This is a genomic window from Desulfosarcina sp., assembly GCF_055467485.1.
The window spans coordinates 19,037-37,571 of sequence record NZ_JBUOIV010000015.1; the positions used below are offsets into that span (position 1 = coordinate 19,037).

At 62.8% G+C, this 18,535-nt stretch carries 12 protein-coding genes; 1 reads left to right on the forward strand and 11 read right to left on the reverse strand.

Annotated elements, in window-relative coordinates:
* Nucleotides 1-62: 62 nt before the first annotated feature.
* From ACZCED_RS09520 to ACZCED_RS09555, 8 genes are all read right to left on the reverse strand, one after another.
* Nucleotides 63-2,552: a DNA internalization-related competence protein ComEC/Rec2 gene (locus tag ACZCED_RS09520; RefSeq protein WP_464860685.1), complete on the reverse strand. Its 2,490-nt coding sequence runs from the start codon at nucleotides 2,550-2,552 to the stop codon at nucleotides 63-65.
* Between the two features lie 7 nt (nucleotides 2,553-2,559).
* Nucleotides 2,560-2,988, reverse strand: coding sequence for a secondary thiamine-phosphate synthase enzyme YjbQ (locus ACZCED_RS09525; RefSeq protein WP_462970808.1), 429 nt, complete (start codon nucleotides 2,986-2,988; stop codon nucleotides 2,560-2,562).
* Nucleotides 2,989-3,198: 210 nt separating this feature from the next.
* Nucleotides 3,199-4,683 carry a glycoside hydrolase family 30 protein gene (locus tag ACZCED_RS09530; protein WP_464860686.1) on the reverse strand — a complete coding sequence of 495 codons (1,485 nt, stop codon included), beginning with the start codon at nucleotides 4,681-4,683 and terminating at the stop codon, nucleotides 3,199-3,201.
* Nucleotides 4,684-4,700: 17 nt separating this feature from the next.
* Nucleotides 4,701-5,810, reverse strand: coding sequence for an ABC transporter ATP-binding protein (locus ACZCED_RS09535; protein WP_464860687.1), 1,110 nt, complete (start codon nucleotides 5,808-5,810; stop codon nucleotides 4,701-4,703).
* 3 nt (nucleotides 5,811-5,813) lie between these two features.
* Entirely contained in the window at nucleotides 5,814-6,623 is an 810-nt protein-coding gene (locus tag ACZCED_RS09540; protein ID WP_464860688.1) for a carbohydrate ABC transporter permease, read from the reverse strand.
* 1 nt (nucleotide 6,624) lies between these two features.
* Nucleotides 6,625-7,512, reverse strand: coding sequence for a carbohydrate ABC transporter permease (locus ACZCED_RS09545; RefSeq protein WP_464860689.1), 888 nt, complete (start codon nucleotides 7,510-7,512; stop codon nucleotides 6,625-6,627).
* A gap of 2 nt (nucleotides 7,513-7,514) precedes the next feature.
* Nucleotides 7,515-8,924, reverse strand: a complete 1,410-nt coding sequence (locus ACZCED_RS09550) for an ABC transporter substrate-binding protein (RefSeq protein ID WP_464860690.1) — start codon at nucleotides 8,922-8,924, stop codon at nucleotides 7,515-7,517.
* Nucleotides 8,925-9,098: 174 nt separating this feature from the next.
* Nucleotides 9,099-10,220: a glycoside hydrolase family 5 protein gene (locus ACZCED_RS09555; protein ID WP_464860691.1), complete on the reverse strand. Its 1,122-nt coding sequence runs from the start codon at nucleotides 10,218-10,220 to the stop codon at nucleotides 9,099-9,101.
* Between the two features lie 629 nt (nucleotides 10,221-10,849).
* On the opposite strand from ACZCED_RS09555, the gene ACZCED_RS09560 reads away from it, so the two are divergent.
* Nucleotides 10,850-11,512: a substrate-binding periplasmic protein gene (locus ACZCED_RS09560; protein WP_464860692.1), complete on the forward strand. Its 663-nt coding sequence runs from the start codon at nucleotides 10,850-10,852 to the stop codon at nucleotides 11,510-11,512.
* Nucleotides 11,513-11,775: 263 nt separating this feature from the next.
* Here ACZCED_RS09560 and ACZCED_RS09565 read toward each other — a convergent pair whose 3' ends face one another.
* From ACZCED_RS09565 to ACZCED_RS09575, 3 genes are all read right to left on the reverse strand, one after another.
* Entirely contained in the window at nucleotides 11,776-13,758 is a 1,983-nt protein-coding gene (locus ACZCED_RS09565; RefSeq protein ID WP_462970333.1) for a peptidase U32 family protein, read from the reverse strand.
* 214 nt (nucleotides 13,759-13,972) lie between these two features.
* On the reverse strand, nucleotides 13,973-17,131 hold the full coding sequence (locus ACZCED_RS09570; RefSeq protein ID WP_462970332.1) for an efflux RND transporter permease subunit: 3,159 nt from the start codon (nucleotides 17,129-17,131) through the stop codon (nucleotides 13,973-13,975).
* 87 nt (nucleotides 17,132-17,218) lie between these two features.
* Entirely contained in the window at nucleotides 17,219-18,331 is a 1,113-nt protein-coding gene (locus tag ACZCED_RS09575; protein WP_462970331.1) for an efflux RND transporter periplasmic adaptor subunit, read from the reverse strand.
* Nucleotides 18,332-18,535: the final 204 nt, after the last annotated feature.

Genomic DNA, 18,535 nt, shown 5'->3' on the forward strand with positions numbered 1-18,535 from the left:
AGGTCCAGATCAAGGCCGCAGGTTTTTTTAAACCGGAGGCGCAGCAATGCAACGCTGAGGATTTAAAAAATTCGAGAACGCCGAGTTGGGCCACAAGATGCCATTTCCGGTTGCACATGTACCGTTTTGCCGTCCGAACGCATGGATATCGCACCATGCGTACAAGTGCACAGGATCCGGCTGCCCGCTGCGCGGTAGCGATCCGTCACCTCGGGATGGGGGAAGCCGAAGCGGTTACCGGCACCGGCGCTGATCACCACCACCGCCGGCGCCACCGCGGCAATCAGTTCCGCGGAACTGGATGTGCGGGAGCCGTGGTGCGGTGCAAAGAGAACCGTGCTGGCAAGGCCCCTGCCCGTCCGCTGCACCAACTGGCTTTCCGTCCGGGCTTCGATGTCCCCGGTGAACAGAAAGGCGGTCTCTCCCATTGCCGCCTTGACAACCAGTGAGCCGTTGTTGCGGTATGCCTGGTCGACATCATGCACCTGGCTGTAAAACCCCGCCGATGGGTTCAGGACCGACAGCGTCACCGGACCGATAACCATTTTTCCGCTATCGGCGTCCACCGTTCGCACGACGATGTCCTGCTCACGGCACACCGCCATCAGTTCCCCATACCCTTTCGTGGTGTTGACATCGCCGTTGCTCCACAGTTCACGGACGTTGAAATACCTGGCGATGTATATCAGGCCGTTGAGATGATCGGCGTTGGGGTGAGAGAGGACGAGGATGTCGACGGTGGCGATTTTCTTGCGCCACAGCAACGGCGCCACGACACGCTGCCCCATATCGAACAGGCGGTTGTCGGAAAACCCGCCGCCGTCATAAAGCACGATGCCGCCGCCGGGCAGTTCCATGAGCGTGCAGCCTCCCTGGCCCACGTCAATGGCCGTCACCTTGAGATCCGGCTGCCAGAAGCGTTGATAGTACCAGTATGCGCCATCACCGGCGGCCAGCACGATCGCTGCGGCCAGCACCCACGGGGCGACGGCCGTCTTGCGCATGTTCAGCAATGCCCAGCCGGCCAGATAATACAGGAAGATCTCCACCAATGATGGGGTCACGGTTTTCACCGCGGCAAATGAAAGCCCGGAGAAGAAATCCACCCCCATCAACGCCAGGTGGAGAATCTTGATGTCCAGCCAGAAACCCAGGTTGGCGGCGGGTTCAAAAAAAAAGGCGACAAAAGCCGACACCAACCCTGCCGGAACCGCCACAAAACCCACCACGGGAACGAGAAACAGATTGGCCGCGATGCCCACCACCGAAGTCTGGTTGAAATGAAGCAGGACCGCGGGAGCCGTGCCGGCAATGGCCAGGCCGGAGACCAGAACGAAGGCGGCCAGGCGACCGCCGGCCCGCCTGGCCGGTGGACGAGCGGGATCTCCCGCAATCCCGATCTTTTCCAGGCCATACACGATGGCCAGCACGGCGGCAAAGGAGAGCTGAAAAGAGATGGAGAACAGGGCCGGCGGGAAAAGGGCCAGGATCAGCAGGGCCGCTACGGCAAGGGTATTCATCACGTCCTGCGTCCGCCCCAGGATCAGGGCGGTCAGAAACACCGCCACCATGACCTCGGCCCGCTGGGTGGAAGCGGACATGCCGGCCAGCAGCCCATAGGCCAGCACGGGAACCAGTGTCGCCGCCGCCGCCCACTGCCGGCCCCACCCCCGCCACAGCAGGGCCGGGAAATAAGAGAACACCCGGCGAAAAAAGCCGAAGGCCAGGGTGGCCACGATGCCCACATGCAGCCCGGAGATGGCCAGCAGGTGACCCACGCCGGCCCGGTTGAATCGTTCGCGCAGCTCCTCGTCGATGCCCGAGCGGTCTCCGAAGACAAGGGCCTTGAGCACGGCCTTTTCATCCGCGTCGGCGTCGCCGCCGGCCGAATCGATCAAACGGGCCAATCGATGGCGGGCCGCATGGATCAGGCGCCCGGGCGCAGACCGGTTGCGTTTTCCGATCCGCTGGATTTTCTCCGCCTGCGCCCAGGCGCTGCCCTGAATGCCTTCGAACGCCATGTGCCGGCGATAGTCGAAGCCGCCTGGATTTTGAAAATTGCGGAACGCCCGGATGCTGGCCGGAAACACCACCCGATCGCCCGGCTCCAGGTTCGCCTCCCCCATGACCGTCAACCGGATGCGGCCCCGCACCGGATGAGACGACGCTTCACGGGACAGGCGGTCTACGTCAAGGAGAAGACGGGTCCGGCCGTAGCTGAGGAGGGGTGAATCGGCCACGGTTCCGTGGATCCGCCAGTAGCCGGTGTCAAGATAATGAGCGACGTGGTCGGGTCCGTGCACGGGCGACACCCACGGCAGCATGGCCAGGTATCCGGCGGCCATGGCGGCCAGCAGCGGAGACCATCGTGCCGGTCGGTCCCGTCTCAGGCAAATGGCCAGCCGAGCGGCTGCAGCCAACAGGACGGACAGCGCCGGAATGGCCAGGCCGGGCAGGCCCTGGGTCAACAGGATGCCGGCAATCAGCGCCAGGGTAACGGGTATGGCAGGACGGCAATAGGATCCCTGGGAAGTGTCGGTGGACGGGGTCACGGGCGGGTTATATCCCGGACAGGGTGACTTCAATGGTTCGGCGGCGGGAGCGGTTGTCGTGATTGACGGCCACCACCTGCTGCCAGGTCCCCAGGCGAAGCGCTCCACGGCGGATGGGAAGGGCGATGGACGGACCCAACAGGGCCGCCTGCACGTGGCTGTGGCCGTTGCCGTCGTGCCAGGCCAGTTCATGGGCATAGGCCAAGTCTGTCGGCGCCAGCCGGTTGATGGCGTCTTTGAGGTCCCGGACCACCCCCGGTTCATATTCGATGGTGGTCAACGACCCCGTGGATCCGACGACGCATGCAGTGGCCTGGCCGTTTTGGATGCCCGACCGGCCGATGATGCGGTTCAGATCATCGGTGATGTCGCGGATGTCGGGGCCGACGTTCAGATCGACCTCGACGGTGGCGAAATGAAAGATGATTGAGGCCATGGTTTCTCCCGGTGTCAACGGTCGGCAGGCAGATGTCAGACGACGGACGTCGGCGGTCAGATGACGAAGGCCCTTTTCCCTGCCCAGGGTAGCGCCCAGTATAGGCCAACGTATTTTTGGATTCAAGGCAAGATCAGATATCGCATGTCGCAGGGAGATCATCCGATGCTGTCGTGCCGGGCCTGGCAGTCGAGGAGCGCCGCAGGCAGTTCACCGACCATCGCGAATCAGGGTTTGGATGGCATGTGCCGGAACGGTCAGCCGCGCCCACACCCCATCGATGCGCAGGGCCGCGGAGAGGGGTTGATCGCCGCGGTTGCAGACGACCAGCACCAGACTGCCGTCCGGGTTCCTGGCGGCAACGCTCTCCAGGCCATTGCCGGCCTGGGTGCTGGTCAATCGTCGGGCGCCGGGCAGGATGTAGCGACTGAAATGGCCGATGTACCAGTACGAGCTCTGCTGGGTCCAGGTGCGTCGGTGGGTGTCGACGATGATCGGTGCATCGCACCAGTTGCCGACATGGTTGGGTCCGCCGTGCTGATCGAGGGCCAGGTTCCAGTCCAGCCAGCCCTCGGTCCAGTGATTCAGGTCGCCGATGATGTGATGGGCATAGCGCTCACCGCGATCCCAGCGGCCCGGTTTGACGCCCCCCTCCCAGCACCCCTCGGTGAACAGCAGGTGCTTGTCGGGAAAGGCGTGATGGAGCCGGTCGAGATTGTCGAACTGGTCACCGCTGTACCAATGAAACCCCGTGCCCCAGACGTACCGCACGGTTTCGGGGTCGGACAGGATCACCCGGGCCCGCTGGTAGACCGCGTCGCGATTGTGATCCCAGACCAGCAGGCGCTGGCGGGCCAAACCTGAGGCATGCAGCGCCGGACCGAGGTGGTCGCGAACGAAATCGCGTTCCTGCTCGGCGGTATACAGACACGACTCCCACACCTGCCTGGCCGCCGGCTCGTTCTGCACGGTCAGGCCCCACACCGCAATGCCCGCCCCTTGGACGCCCCGGATCCAATCGCACAGCGCCTGCGCCCAGTCATCGCGCCGGCTTGGCAGCAGGCTGCCGCCATGATTCATCTGCCCGCTGGTTTTCATCCAGGCGGGCGGGCTCCACGGCGACACCAGCAGCCGAATCGGGTCTTTCGCGATGCGCTGCGCATCACGGAGCGCAGGAAAGATGTGCGCTTCGTAGCGGCTGAGGTCGAGCGCCGATCCCGGCGCATCCCAGCAGGTCCAGTTGCCCAGGCTGAAATCGCAGGAGTTGACATGCGTGCGCGCCAGGCGGTAGCCGATGCCGTCGCGCGGATGGAAATAGGCCTGCAGGACCGCGTCGCGCTCGGCCTCCGGCAGGCAGGACAGAACGGTGCAGGCGCTCTCGGTGAACGCACCGCCAAAGCCGAGGATCTCCTGGCAAAGCCCGCTGCTGTCGACGTCGATGGTCGGCCGTCGGGGACGGTCGCTGCGGTCCAGGGCCAAGGGCGCGATGCGGCTCAGGCGGTGCCCGCTGTCGCGGGCGGTTTGAATGCAGCGCAGGCGGGTCAACGGTTTTTCATCCATGTCAATGCAAGGCATGCCGGTGAAATCCATCGAAATCGGTATCTGGGCCTGGGGTTTGCCATCGGTTCCGATGTCGAGTCCGAAACGGATCAGCCGTCCAACCCGTTCCCCTGACTTTCGATTGGCTGGATGCATTCCGGCAGGACCAGTGCTTATTTGTAGGCCAACGCCCTGCCGTCGGCCCGGAACAGATAAAGCCGGGCCGGATCGATGCCGATGGCGATCTCGTCCCCGGCATGCGCGCGGTGGTCGGCGTGCAGGCGGGCGACCACTCGCGTGCCATCGCGCAAATCGAGGTACACCATCTGTTCGCGGCCGAGCAGTTCGGTCATCACGACCCGGCCATGCAGGCGCCGACCCTCTCCGGCTAGATGCGGGTCGACCGCGTCCTCCGGGCGCAGGCCGATCTGGGTCACCTTGCCGGCCGAACCCACGGGATTGTCGAAGCGCGCCTCGAGACCATGACCGACAGCGATGCGCTCTCCGGCCAAGGAAAGGACCAGGCCGTCACCGGCAGGCTCGACGTGCGACGCGATCAGGTTCATGCTCGGCGAACCGATGAAGCTGGCGACGAAGGTGTTGACCGGTCGTTCGAACAGCTGCTGGGGGGTATCGACCTGCTGAAGACGCCCCTCCTTGAATACCGCCACGCGATCCCCCATGGTCATGGCCTCGACCTGGTCATGGGTGACATACACCGTGGTGGTGCCGGTGCGCTGCTGCAGCGCGGCGATTTCCGCCCGCATCTGCACCCGCAGTTTGGCGTCCAGGTTGGACAGCGGTTCATCCAACAGGAAGGCCACCGGGTCGCGCACCAGGGCGCGGGCCATGGCCACCCGCTGCCGCTGGCCACCCGACAGCAAGCCCGGCTTGCGGTGCAGCAGCGGCTCCAGCTCGAGCATGCGGGCCACCTTGAGGGCCCGCGCCTTGACCTCGTCCTTCGGGACCTTGGCCATACGCAGGGGGAATTCGATATTGCCCTGCACCGTTTTGTGCGGATAGAGGGCGTAGCTCTGGAAGACCATGGCGATGTTGCGCGCGCGCGGATGCAGGCCGTTGACCCGCTCGCCGCCGATGAGCAGATCGCCGCTGCTGATGTCTTCCAGGCCGGCGAGCATGCGCAGGGTCGTCGACTTGCCGCAGCCGGAGGGACCGACCATGACCAGGAATTCGCCGTCCCGGATGGCAAGATCGAGGTTGTGCACGGCTTTGAATCCGTTGGGGTAGATTTTGTTCACGCCTCGAAATGCGATGTCTGCCATTGGTTAACCTTTCACTGCGCCCTTGGTCAGCCCGGCGATAAATTCCTTCTGCAGGAGGAAAAACAGCACGACCACCGGCAGCACTGCCAGCAGCGTTCCGGACATCATCGCCCCGTAGTCGGCTTCGTATACGCCGACCATCTGGTTCAGACCGATCGGCAGGGTGAAACGGTCGCTGCTCTGCAGGATGATCTGCGGCCAGAGAAAACTGTTCCAGGTCCCCATGAAGGCAATCAGGCAGAAGGCGCCGATCATCGGCCGGCTGACCGGAAGCACCACGTGCCAGAAAATCTGGAATTCGCTGCAGCCGTCGATCCGCGCGGCCTGCAGCATCTCGTCCGGAACCGACACCATCGACTGGCGGAAGAGGAACATGCCGAAGACATTCACCATGCCCGGGACGATCAGTCCGAGATGGCTGTCGATGAGACGGAGGTGGTAGATCAGCTCGTACATCGGGGCGAGCAGAACCGGGCCCGGAATCATCATCGTGGCGATCATGACCCCCATGATCGTCTTCTTGCCGGTGAAGGCATACTTGGCCAGGGCGAACCCGCCAAGGGAGGAGAAGAACAGCTGGACGATGACCGTCACGCCGGCGACGAAGAAGCTGTTCATCATGAATCGCATGAAAGGCATCTGCCTGAAGAGGCTGGAGAAGTTCGCAACCGTCAGGCGATCGACAGGCGGAACGAAGGCATAGACGTGGAAATCGGCGTTGGCCTTGAATGCGGAAGCCACGAGCCAGACCATGGGCACCAGGCACAGGATGGAGAAGAGCACGAGGAGGCTGTAAATGACGGTCCGTCGCATGTCAGCGTCCCTCCCCGCCCGCACCGGTGATGCGCAACTGGATCATCGACAAGACCAGGACCATGCCGGCCAGGGTCCAGCCGATGGCGGCGGCATAACCGAGGTCGCCGCCGAGAAAGCCATTCTGGTACAGGTACATGACGATGGTCAGGCCGGCCTGGTCGGGGCCGGAGCTGTTGCCGAGCAGCAGGAAGGCGAGTTCGAACAGCTGGAACGACCCGATGGTCGAGAGCACGACCACAAAGATCAGCACCGGCTTGATGCCGGGCAGGGTCACATGCCAGAACTGCGACCAGCGGCCGGCCCCGTCGATGGTGGCGGCTTCGTAAAGCTCGCCGTCGACCGACTGCAGCGCGGCCAGAAAGTAGACCATGTTGAAACCGGTGTAGAGCCACAGGGCCACCATGACCAGCGCCGGCATGACCAGGTCGGGCGACGACAGCCAGCGCGTGGTCAACGGCAGGCCGAACAGCCGGTGCAGGCTGGCGTTGAGCAGCCCGAACTTGGGTGCGAGAATGAGCGTGAACAGCAGGGCGGAGAAAACCAGCCCCATCAGGTTGGGCGAGAAAAAGATGAAGCGGAAGACATTGCGGCTGCGGATGTCGGGGCGGTTGAGCAGGATCGCCAGCCCGAGACTGAGCGGCAGCTGCAGCGCGACGCTGCCGACGGCAAAGGTGGCGGTGTTGCGAAACGCGGTCCAGAAATCGGGGTCCCGCAGCAGGTACAGGTAGTTGTCCAGCCCGACGAATTGCTGGGCCTCCGGACCCGAGGTGATGTAGAGCGACAGGATCATGCTGCGGACGATCGGGTAGGCGCCGAAAATCAGGAAGCTGAGGCCGAATGGCGCCAGAAAGAGATACGGGGCGGTTCGAGAAGCGTGCAGCTGCATGGTCACTCCTTGGCGTCCCAGTCGGGTTCACGGGCCATCTGCCGTCGCACATAGTCTGCCGCGGCTTTCAGCCGTTGGCGGACGAAGGCCTCGAAGCCGTCCGCGCCATGGGACCGATAGTGGCCGTAGCAGGCAACGATCGACTCGTTGAGCTTGGCCACCGCCACCGGCAGGAAACCGCTGGAATAGAATGGCGGCACCTCGTCGGCCAGGGCAATGAACTGTTCACCCAGCACCTGGCCGCTCCAGTACGGCCGCGCTTCATGGTAGGCCGGGTCGCTCCAGGCCTGGCGGTCCGGGGTGAGGATGTTCGTGACCCGGAACAGCCGCCCATGCTGTTCCGGCGATCCGAAGTAAATGGTCTTGGCAAACTGCCAGGCCAGCTCGGGATCTTTGGCCAAGCGGGCAATGCCGAGCATGGTGCCGCCGACCTGGCTGGTGCGCAGGCCGCCCGGTGCAGGCGCGGGCAGGGGCACCAGCCGCATTTTACCGTGCAGGTCCTTGGCGTAGGTCTGCAACTGCGACGAACGCCAGTCGGGGCAGAGCGCGGCGATATAGAAGCCTTCGATTAAGCCGCGATAAAACGCCAGATCGAAGTTGCCCAACGAATCGGCCACTTTTCTGTCACCTGTCTCGGCGACCAGCGGAATCATCCAGGTCATGGTTTCCACCGCGATGTCGTCGTCCATGCGCAGCCGGCCGCGGGGCCCGAAAATCCCGCCGCCGCGCTGCATCAGGAAGATCTGGAATGCCCAGGCGTCGCCGTGCTCAATCTGCAGCAGGTAGCGCTGTTCCTGGATCAGCAACCCGCGCAGTTCGCGGAAGTAATCGTCCCAGGTCGCCAGGTCTTCCATGCGCAGGCCGCGCTGCGCCAGGTACGGGTCGACGATGTCGGCGCGGTAGGCCAGCATGACCGGATGAATATCGTGGGGCAGTCCGAAAACGGCCCCCCGGTCGGTATAGGTGGCCAGGGCATTGGCCGGAACCCGTCCGATGATGCCGTCCCGCTCCAGATAGGGCCTTAAATCCAGAAAACCGACCCTGTCGAGCGGCCCTCGGAAAAAACCGCCGGCCGCGCTCTTTTCGATCTCGACCAGATCGGGAATGTTTACCGCCGCCCAGAGCGCCGAGCGCAGCTTCTGATTGACCGCATTGAAATTGACCAGCTGCACGTCGATTTCGCGGCTGGTCTTGGCCGAAAAGGCCTCGGCAGCCTCCTTGTATGCATCGGAATGGGCGACACCAAAAGTCCACATGGTCAGGTCGGCATGCCGCTTGCCCACCGGATTGACCAGCAGATATAGACCGGCGATCAGGCCCATGGCCGCAATGAGCAGCGGCGCCAGACCCAAAGGCATGTCATCCAGCCAGCGCCGGACGGGTCCCGCTGTATCGACCGATTCCTCCGGCATTACCCCTCCTGATATGACGGGTTCGCAAGCCTTTATCCCCGGGCCTTACCACACCTGTCGGAAAGGCGGCTTTTTAGGAGCCACTCAAGTCCTGATGCCCAACAAAAAAAAGAGCCGTCCCTTGGCCTGGCCAACAACAAGCGAAGCAACGCCTTCGGTTTCGGAGCCGCGCACTTACCGAAATCGCTGCGGCAGCCACCCACGCTCGACGCATTCGCGGAAGCACCACTCGGGCGTGGTCTCGGTGCGATAGCTCCAGAAGAACCAGCCGTGGTAGTGTTCCAGCGCCAGGAGCTGCGCGGCGCCATAGGCGCGATAGGCAGCGTCCACCTGGAACGCATCCAGTTGCTGGAGCGCATGGTTGAACGGCCCTTCGGCCCAGAGCGAGACCACTTCCAGGTTGAGGCCCAGGCTCCATTCGCCCACGATCGCCGGCAGGCCCAGTTCGCGTTGGATGAGCTCGCCCTCCTGGCGCCGCAATTGCCCCGCCTTGTGCAGGTGGCCGTAGATATCCATGTCCAGGTCCGCCCGTTCGAAGCACTGGTAGCGGTGCACGTCGAAGATGACGTTTTCATGCTGCGGCGGCTGCAGGAACCCCAGGTATTCGCTGTGCGGACGGAACCCGTCGTGAAAGACCACGGCCACCTGTTCCGGCGGACAGTGTTTGCGGACCGCTTCGCAGGCGCGCAGGTAGTAGGACTTGAGCAGCGCCGTGGGTAAGTCCCAGCGCGGTTCGTTGAGCAGTTGGATCGCGTGAAGGGCGGGCGCGCTGCGGTAGCGTTCGGCGAGCCGCTCCAGCACCTCGACGGAGTGCGCCAGGTATTCCTCGCGTGTGTGCCATTCGCAGACGCCCATGATGCCGCCGTTGTCGAAGGCGTTCTGGCAGCCGGGCGCCGCATGAAGATCGAGGACGACCTGCAGGCCGGACTCCGCCGCCCAACCCAGCGCGCGGTCCAGCACGTCGATGCCGCCAATGACGAAGGGATGGGGGTCGGCACCGTACGCGGGGTGGTAGGGATAGGGCGGACCGAAGATCCAGTGTCCGAGCGGGATGCGCACCGCGTTGATTCCGACGCCCGCCAGCCAGGAAAAATCCTCACGGGTGATGAAGCGCTTCCAGTGTCCGCGAAGGCGGGTGGGTGCCTCGCGGCCCAGTTCCGCGCACCAGGTGGTCTCGTCGGTCGCCGATAGCCCCTTGAACAGGCTCGGCGTCATCCATTTTTCCAGCACCAGCCAGCCGCCCAGGTTAACCCCCCGAAGGCGGGCTGACGGGATTGCATTGACCGGATCCGGCATCGCTGCGTCTCGCAGTCCCATCGGCACGGATGTATACCCTTTTCAGGTCTTGCCGATGGACGAAAACCTGTTTGGGGTGGCAGAGCCGACCCTGTCGGATACCGGTGATCCGGATCCCCCGAAAAGATGGCAACGCTGCCTTGCCTGCGCCACGGTCAGGTCTGCAGCGGATTGGCCCAATGATAGGCATACGATTGCCTCACCGCAATACGATGACCGACGATGCCTTTTGATTAGCATCCGTGCAATACGTGCGAATGGTTCCGGCATCGCCCCCTTTTACTACTATATCCTGCTGATAAATCAATACGTATAACAGGGTGCCGAAAAAGGTCGGCAGCGCAGGCAAGCGTGGTGAAAAAGCGCCGGTCAGATGTAACAAAGGCACATGTTGAGCCGAATCTCAACGCTGCCGGACCGACGGTTCAGGTGGGGATGCACAGGGGCTGAACCTCAAAAATGACTCGGCATGTCGGAATGGCAGCGATATGAAACGACGCCGCATGCAGACCGACTGCCTCGATGCTGTCATTTTTCGCCGCTGCATGCCGCACCCGGGTCCGGGTCCGTAGGTTGAAGGTTGGCTCCAGACTGCTTTTCAAATTAGCCTGCGCGGATGAAATCAACACTTGTCAGGGGATTTTCTGGACCAGGACCGGTTGAACGGCCTGGGTTCGATTTTCATTCCGGGTGCCGGGCATACCCTGGCCTATACCCGCATTCCCTGGTCGCGGGCCATTCAGGAGACCCGCAGCGGGAAGCATGACGGGATCGTCGGCGTTGGGCGGGATGAAGCCCCCGATTTTATCTTTCCAGAGCATGAACTGGGAGTTGCCGCCCATACCTTTTTTGTCAAGCAGGGATCACCGTGGCGGTTTGCCGGATTGGCATCGCTGGATCAGATTTCGCTTGGGGTGATCAGAAACTATTCTTACGGCGACTTGTATGAACGCTACATCAAACCCAATGAAGGTGACGAGAAGAGAGTCCAAATCGTCAGCGGCGGAAACGGGTTGATGCAAAATATCAGGAAGCTGGCATTGGAACGGATCGATGCGCTCGTCGAAGATCGGACCGTGTTCTACTACTTTCCGCGCCAGACGAAGACCCCCGACCTTTTTTCGGAGGCCGGTGTTGCATACACGGAGAAGGTCTATATCGCTTTCTCGCCGGAACATTCAAACGCCCAGAAATACGCGGACATACTCTCTGCTGCGATGCCGGAATTGAGGACCTCCGGTAAGCTGGCAGAAATTCTGGAAAAATATGGAGTGCACGATTGGGTCGAGTAAGTCTTGCCTTTAAAATTGAGGTGACGCCAGAATGAGGCGCGGCTGGCGCATAGGCTATCGGAAAAACCGCGAGGTTAAAGACAGATGCCCATCCTGCAGCACGTGGCCGCAGCGATGACGGACCACGCCACAACAGGGCGGTCGGTTTTTGCCTGAAATCCGGAAGCTGTCCCTCAGTATTTTTGCCTCCGCTTTGCTTTTTTAAACCAGCACCGAAAGCCTGTTCCCAGAGGTTGCTCGTCAGCCACGATCAGGGCAGGCCATCATTTCAACCCAACCTTCCAGTTCCAGAGCCCCGGACGATTCTTGATGGTCACCGCTGGCGGCACCGGTTCATCCAGGTGGGCGAACATCCGGATGCCGGCCTGCTGGAGGAGCGTTCGCTTTTCAGTGATGTCCAGGCGCCAGTTGGGAAAAACCCAGTGGTCCGGACCATGCCGGTCCACCCAGGCCTGCTCGCCTCGGGGGCTGTCGAAGGGCACGCGCAACTGCATGTCGTCGGCCAGGGTTCGGGAGATGCACAGGGGCCAGTTGCCGGAAAGGACGACGCCCAGCGGCAGGGGGCTCTGGCGGCACAGGGTCAGGATGTCCGCCTCACCCAGTTCGGGACTGACGAAGGCGCCGCTGAACCCCAGGTTTTTGAGCGTCTCCAGACAGAGGGCATTGGCCGAGTTGCAGAACGGGCCCGCCCACAGGCTCAGACCCTCGGGGCGGTTGAACAGGGCCATCTGCCAGGGGATGTTGAGCACGAACTGACGCGCCCCGTTTTCAAGGCATTGCCGCAGCAGGCCGGCCACCCGTTCTTCATCGTCCGGCCAGACCACCGGCGGCAGCCAGATCCACAAATTGCTGGCCGCCGATTTGCCGATGTTCGCCGCCGTCGTCTCCGACAGCCAGACGCCCGCGGCGTGGCGTCCCGACGTCCGGGACGGTGTCCGGCTCACGCGCACTTCCACGGGCCGATTGGGGGCGTCCAGGGGCTCGGGAAGCGACGCCTGGAAGCGGGTGGGGATAATCGGGGACAGCGGTCCGGCGGCCGCCTCCACCTCGGCCATCATCTCTTCCAGGGCCTTTTCCCGGCGGTCGGTGAGAAATACCGGCGCACCGGGTGTGGGTGCTTTCCGGCCGCCCAGGTTCAGCGGGTAGCGCCCCTTTTTGGGAACGAAGCGGGTCACCCGGCAAATGGTGTGTCCGGCTTCGTCTTCGTAGCCCACCCGCAGCACGTCTCCGGGCAGCAGGGCCTGCCGGACCACCACCCAGGGGTTTTTGACCGGCCCCTGCACCTTGCCCATGAACAGGCCAGAAGCGGTCTGCCGCCGGGTATCGATGGGTTTTTGCGGCCGCTGGGGCAAGAACTGGTAGTGGGTGGCCTCGCGGCCCAGACTCTGGGCCAGCAGGTCCAGCGCGTCGCGCTTAACCCGGGCGTCACTGCCCTGATCCCGCAGCATCCGATAGGCGGTCACGGTGTAGTAGACATAGTGCGGCCCTTTTTTGCGGCCCTCGATCTTCCAGGCGAGCACTTTTTTGACCTGGGCCAGTATCTTGACCAGCACGTCCACGGAGTAATCCTGGCAGGAGAAGGCGCGTGCGATCTTACCGCCCTCGCCCTTTTGGTCTGCCTGCCGGTAGTGGCGGCGGCAGGGCTGCACGCAGCGCCCGCGCAACCCGCTTTTGCCCCCCATGTAACTGCTCCAGTAGCAGCGTCCGGACACGCCGTAGCACAGGGCGCCGTGAATGAAGGTCTCCAGACTTAGGGATTTGGGGCAGGCGCCGGCCATGACCCTGATCTCATCGATGGAAAGTTCCCTGGGAATCACCGCCCGGTCGATCCCGAGGGTTCTATGGATAAATGCCAGGGCCTTGGGAAAGCTGACGTTGGCCAGGGTCGAAAGGTGAATTTCGCCATCGAACCCCGCTTGGCGCGCCAGGGCGACGATGCCCAGGTCCTGGACGATAAGGGCATCCGGGTGCACATGGCGCTGCAGGCTGTCGATCAACTGGCCGGCCCGATCCAGTTCGTCAGGCTTGAGCATGGCGTTGACGGTGACGTATACCTTCACCTCACGATCGTGTGCCAGCTGGGTCAGTTGGGCCAGCTCCTCCATGGAAAAATTTTTGGCCTCCATGCGCGCCGACATGCTTTTGAGGCCGCAGTAAATGGCGTCGGCGCCGGCGGCCAGAGCCGCCAGAAAAGCGGCCCGGTTTCCCGCCGGGGCCAGGATCGCCGGTTGGTGCGTTAGATTCATATTCATGCTCGGTTCTGTAATTCAATTCCCCTCACCCCCGGAAAAGGGAACGTCGCAAGCTCCTCGGTTCTGCCAACGAACACGTCGAGCGGGCTCTTCTCCATCGCCCCTGGACAGGGGAGAGGGCCGGGGTGGGGGGTGGTGATGGTTTCACTGCAACAGGATCAGTATACTATCTGTGGCTCTCGATTGCCATAAGGTTTAGGGGCCGGCGCTAAACATGCTCCGAATGTCGAAACAATCGCTTCAAGGCCGCCACCGTATCCATGGTCAGGCTGAGAATGGCGGGAATCAGAAAAATGGTGAATATGGTGGAAATCAGCAGCCCGCCGACGACCACACCGCCCAGTCCCCGGTAAAACTCGGAGCCGGCGCCGGGAAAAAGCACCAGGGGAAGCATGCCGAATACCGTGGTGATACTGCTCATGTAGATGGGCCGAATGCGCGAACGCACCGATTCGGTGATGGCCCGTCGTGTTTCCATGGCCTGTTCCCGGATGTTGTTGAGACTCTGGTGGACGATCAGGATGGCGTTGTTGACCACGATGCCGACCAGGATGATGAACCCCAGCATGGTGAGAATATCCAGCGGCTGGGGTGCGATGAACCGGTTCACCAGAAAAATCCCTAAAAACCCGCCGGCAGCGGCCAGGGGGACGCTGAACAGGATGATCAGGGGGTAGAGAAAGTTTTCGAACAGGGCGCTCATCAGCAGGTAGCAGATGGCCACGGCCAGGACCAGGTTCCAGACGAGGGCCTCGCGGGTGCGGGTGAGCTGGTCCGCCGTCCCCCCCAGATCGATGCGGTAGAGGCTGCCCAACTGCGCCTGGGCCTTGACGGGCTCGATCACCTGGCTGGCAATGGTTTCCATGGCCGCCTCCAGGGAGATGTCGGCCGGGGGGTTCACCTGGATGGTAATGGCCCGCTGGGTGTCGATGTGGTTGATCTGCGTGGGGCCCTCGGTCAGTTGGATGTCGGCCACCGAGCCCAGCAGCACCTTGCCGCCCAATGGCGAGGAGACGGGAAAGGCTTCCAGGTCCTGGATGCGCTTCAGCCGGTCCTCCCGACTTTTGACGACCAGGTCGATCTCGTCGCCGTAGAGGCGGTAGGCGCCGGCCTTGGCGCCCCCCACATGGGCATCCACGGTGATGCCCAGGTCGGTCGTACTGACACCCAGCCGGGTAAGCCGGTCCCGGTTGGGCGTGATCCGCAGCTCCGGGTTTCCCAGGTCCAATCCCGGGATGGGGCGGATCTGCGCGCCGGGGATGGCGGCTGCCGTCATGCCGTAAATCTGCCGGCCCAGGGCGATCAGTCGCGGCAGGTCCGGCCCCTTGATGTCGATGTCGATGGAGCGGCCGCTGCCCAGTCCCCGGGTGAACAGTCCGGCCTGGTAGACGATGGGAATCATGCCGGGAATTTTTCCTAAGGTTCGGTAGACGTAGGGGATCAGTTCGGCCGTGCGCTCGGCCTCCCGGGAGACCACGCCCATGAAGATCTGCTGGCGAAAGGCCACGTAGAAAAAATTCTTCACCGTGGGCAGGTTCAACTTCTCGGCCGCCGGGCTGGTGCCGTCCCGGTTGACCAGTGGCAGGATATCCGCTTCCACGGCCTGGGCGATGGCGGCGAATTCATCGATGTTGTACCCCGGCGGTGGAATCAGGATACCGAAAAGCAGCTCGCGGTTGCCCGTGGGCAGGTATTCAGTCTTGGGGATCAGGGTGACGATCAGCACCACGGCCACGGCCACCAGAACGACGGCAACCCCCACGCGCGACCACACCCGGCCGCACATCCAGTCGACAAATCCGACCAGGGACGAGACGAACCCGCCGGCCGCCCGGCTGGCCGAGAACATGCGCTTGCGCGTTTCCGGCGCTTTTTTCTCCACGCGGCCCAGGATCAGTGCGCAAAGGGTGGGAATGCCGGTAATCGAAATCAGCAGGCTCAGGGCGACGGCGCTGGAGATGGCGATGGCGATGTCGCGGAACAGCTGGCCGGCCTCCTCTTCGACGAACACGATGGGCAGGAACACCGCGACGGTGGTCAGGGTGCTGGCCAGCACCGCCCCCCACACCTCGGTGGTGCCATCGTAGGCGGCCCGGATACGCCCTTTGCCCATCTCCCGGTGACGGAAGATATTCTCGAAGACCACGATGGAGTTGTCCACCACCATGCCCACGGCAAAACTCAGTCCGGCCAGGCTGACCACGTTGATGTTGCGGCCGGCCAGGGTCATGAAGAGGAAGGTGCCCACCACGCTGACGGGAATGGCCGCGGACACCACCACCGTTCCGGCGATGTTGCGCAGGAACAGAAGCAGCACCGTAACCGCCAGGATCGAGCCGACCATCAGGTTTTTCTTGACCAGGTCGATGGCGTCGTAGATGTAGGTGGTCTCGTCGTAAACCTGCTCGATGGACAGGTGACGGTCGTTGAGGATGCCGCCATTGAGTTCGGCCAGGGCGGTCTTCAATCGGTCCATGACCAGCAGCACGTTGGTGCCCGGCTCCCGCACGGCGCTCAGGACAATGGTGGTCACCCCGTCATGGCGCACCACCACAGCCGGCGTTTCATGGCCCAGACGGACCGTGGCGACGTCCTTGACCGCCACGGGGATGCCCTCGACCCGCCGGATAATCACGTTGGCAACGTCTTCGGGGCTCTGGTACTCACCCACGGTGCGGGCGATATAGCGGCGTTTGCCCTCGTCGAAGTCGCCGGCGCTGATGGTCTTGTTCTCCACCTTCAGCGCGCGGATCAGGTCCGGCACCGTGATCCTTCTGGAGGCCATGGCGTCCACATCCACCACCACCTGCATTTCACGCTTCTTGCCGCCGTGGATGTTGACCGAGGAGATGCCGGGAAGCCGCTCCAGCCAGGGCTGCACCTCTTCGTCGAGAAAATCGTACTCTTCTTCCAGGTTGCCCCGGTAGCCGTCTTCGGCCATGAGCACCATCCAGGCGATGGCCTTTTCGAAGCGGCCGCCGGACTTGATGATGGGTCGGTCCACGTTGTCCGGATAGCTCTTGACCTGCTCCATCTTGTTGGAAACCCGCAGCAGGGCTTCGTCGATATCCGTGCCGATCTCGAATTCCAGGCTGATATAGCTCAGGCCGTCCTGGCTCTCGCTCTTGATCTCGGTCAGGCCGTTTAAGCTTTTCAGCTCCTTTTCCTGGACTTCGGTGACTTCGCGCTCCACCTCTTCCGGGCTGGCCCCGGTCCAGGTGGTCTGGATGGAAACTTCCGGCAGGTCCACGTTGGGCGTCAGCTGGATGGGGATCCTCAGCAGCGCCAGGAAGCCGAAGAGCAGCAGCAGGATCGCGCCCACCGAAACCGTTACCGGCTTTTTAATGGATAGATCGACTAGTTTCATAACTCGGATGTCGGAGGTCGCAGGTCGGAAATCTGAAGTCCGAGGTCGGAGGTCTGAAGTCGGAAAACTGTCCTCAGCCCGCTGACCTCAGTCCTCAGTCCTCTGTCCTCTGTCCTCTGTATAAACCACTGCCTGGCCCGGCATGAGCCGTTCGTTGCCCCGAACCACCAGCAGGTCGCCGGCCGTCAGTTCGCCGGTAACGGCAGCCAAACCGTCATGGTACCCGTCAACCGTCACCGATACCGGAAACGCCTTGCCGTCGTTCACCCGGTAAACCATGGATCGATCCCCGGCCGTCACGACCGCATCCTTGGGAACCATCAGGGCGCTGAAACGCTCGGACAGGTCAAACGTGACCACCGCCTCCATGCCGGCCCGGATGGCAAATCCGGGGTTGCCCAGAAGCACCCGCACGGGAAAGGTCCGGGTCATGGCGTCCCCCTGGGGCAGGATGGCATCGATCGTTCCTTCCCGCCTGTCCTGCGGCAGGCTGGTTACCGTCACCTGTACCCGCCCATCCGGCGGCAATTGCACCGCATAGCGTTCGGGGACATCCACGACCACCCGCACCCGCGAGATGTCCACCAGGGTGACCACCGGACCGCCCGGCTGGATCCACTGGCCGACCTGGGTGTGCTCGGCTGCCACAAACCCGTCGAACGGAGCGACGACCGTTTTCTGCTGGATGCGATAGGCCAGGGTCTCGATCTGGGATTCGGCCACCAGCAGTGCCTGGGACAGGGCGCGGTGGGCATACAGGGCGTCATCGTAAGTCCGTTGGGGGATGCTGTTGTTCTCCCGCAGGCGCCCCACCCGCGCCAGCTCCTTTTCTGCATTTTCCAGGTTAGCTTTGATCCGCTCGCGCTCGGCCACGCGCCCCTTGCGTTCCAGCTCCAGCTCGCGCGTCTTCAGACGCACCAGCAAGTCACCCGATTTGACCTTCCGGCCCTCCTTGGCCGGGAATGCCTCTACCACACCGCCCACCTCGGCGGCCACCATGCTGGTCGCCACGGCTTCCACGCTGCCCACCAGGGTGATCTGCCGGGATACGCGCTTTTCCACCACCGGCAGCACGGTCACCGGCGATGGCGGCCTTTTGGTTGCCGCCCCTGATTTATCCTGGGCGAGTCCCGCCACCGGCAAGACCAGTGTGGCGGCCAGCAGAAAAACAAACCGTCGCAGGATTGTCGTCGGGATCATTTAACCGTCCTCTCCGAGAATTGGAGAAATCGCTTGAATTCGATGAGATAAGGTTGTCAAAAGGGCATCTTTCATGAATACTCGACAGGGTATATCCTCAATAGGCATACCGGTCAAGATCAAGGTTCGGGACATGCAGGCCCCAGGCGTTCAAGCAACGCGGCTGTTCCCGCCAGCGGCGGCAGTGTACCATGCGACGAGCGT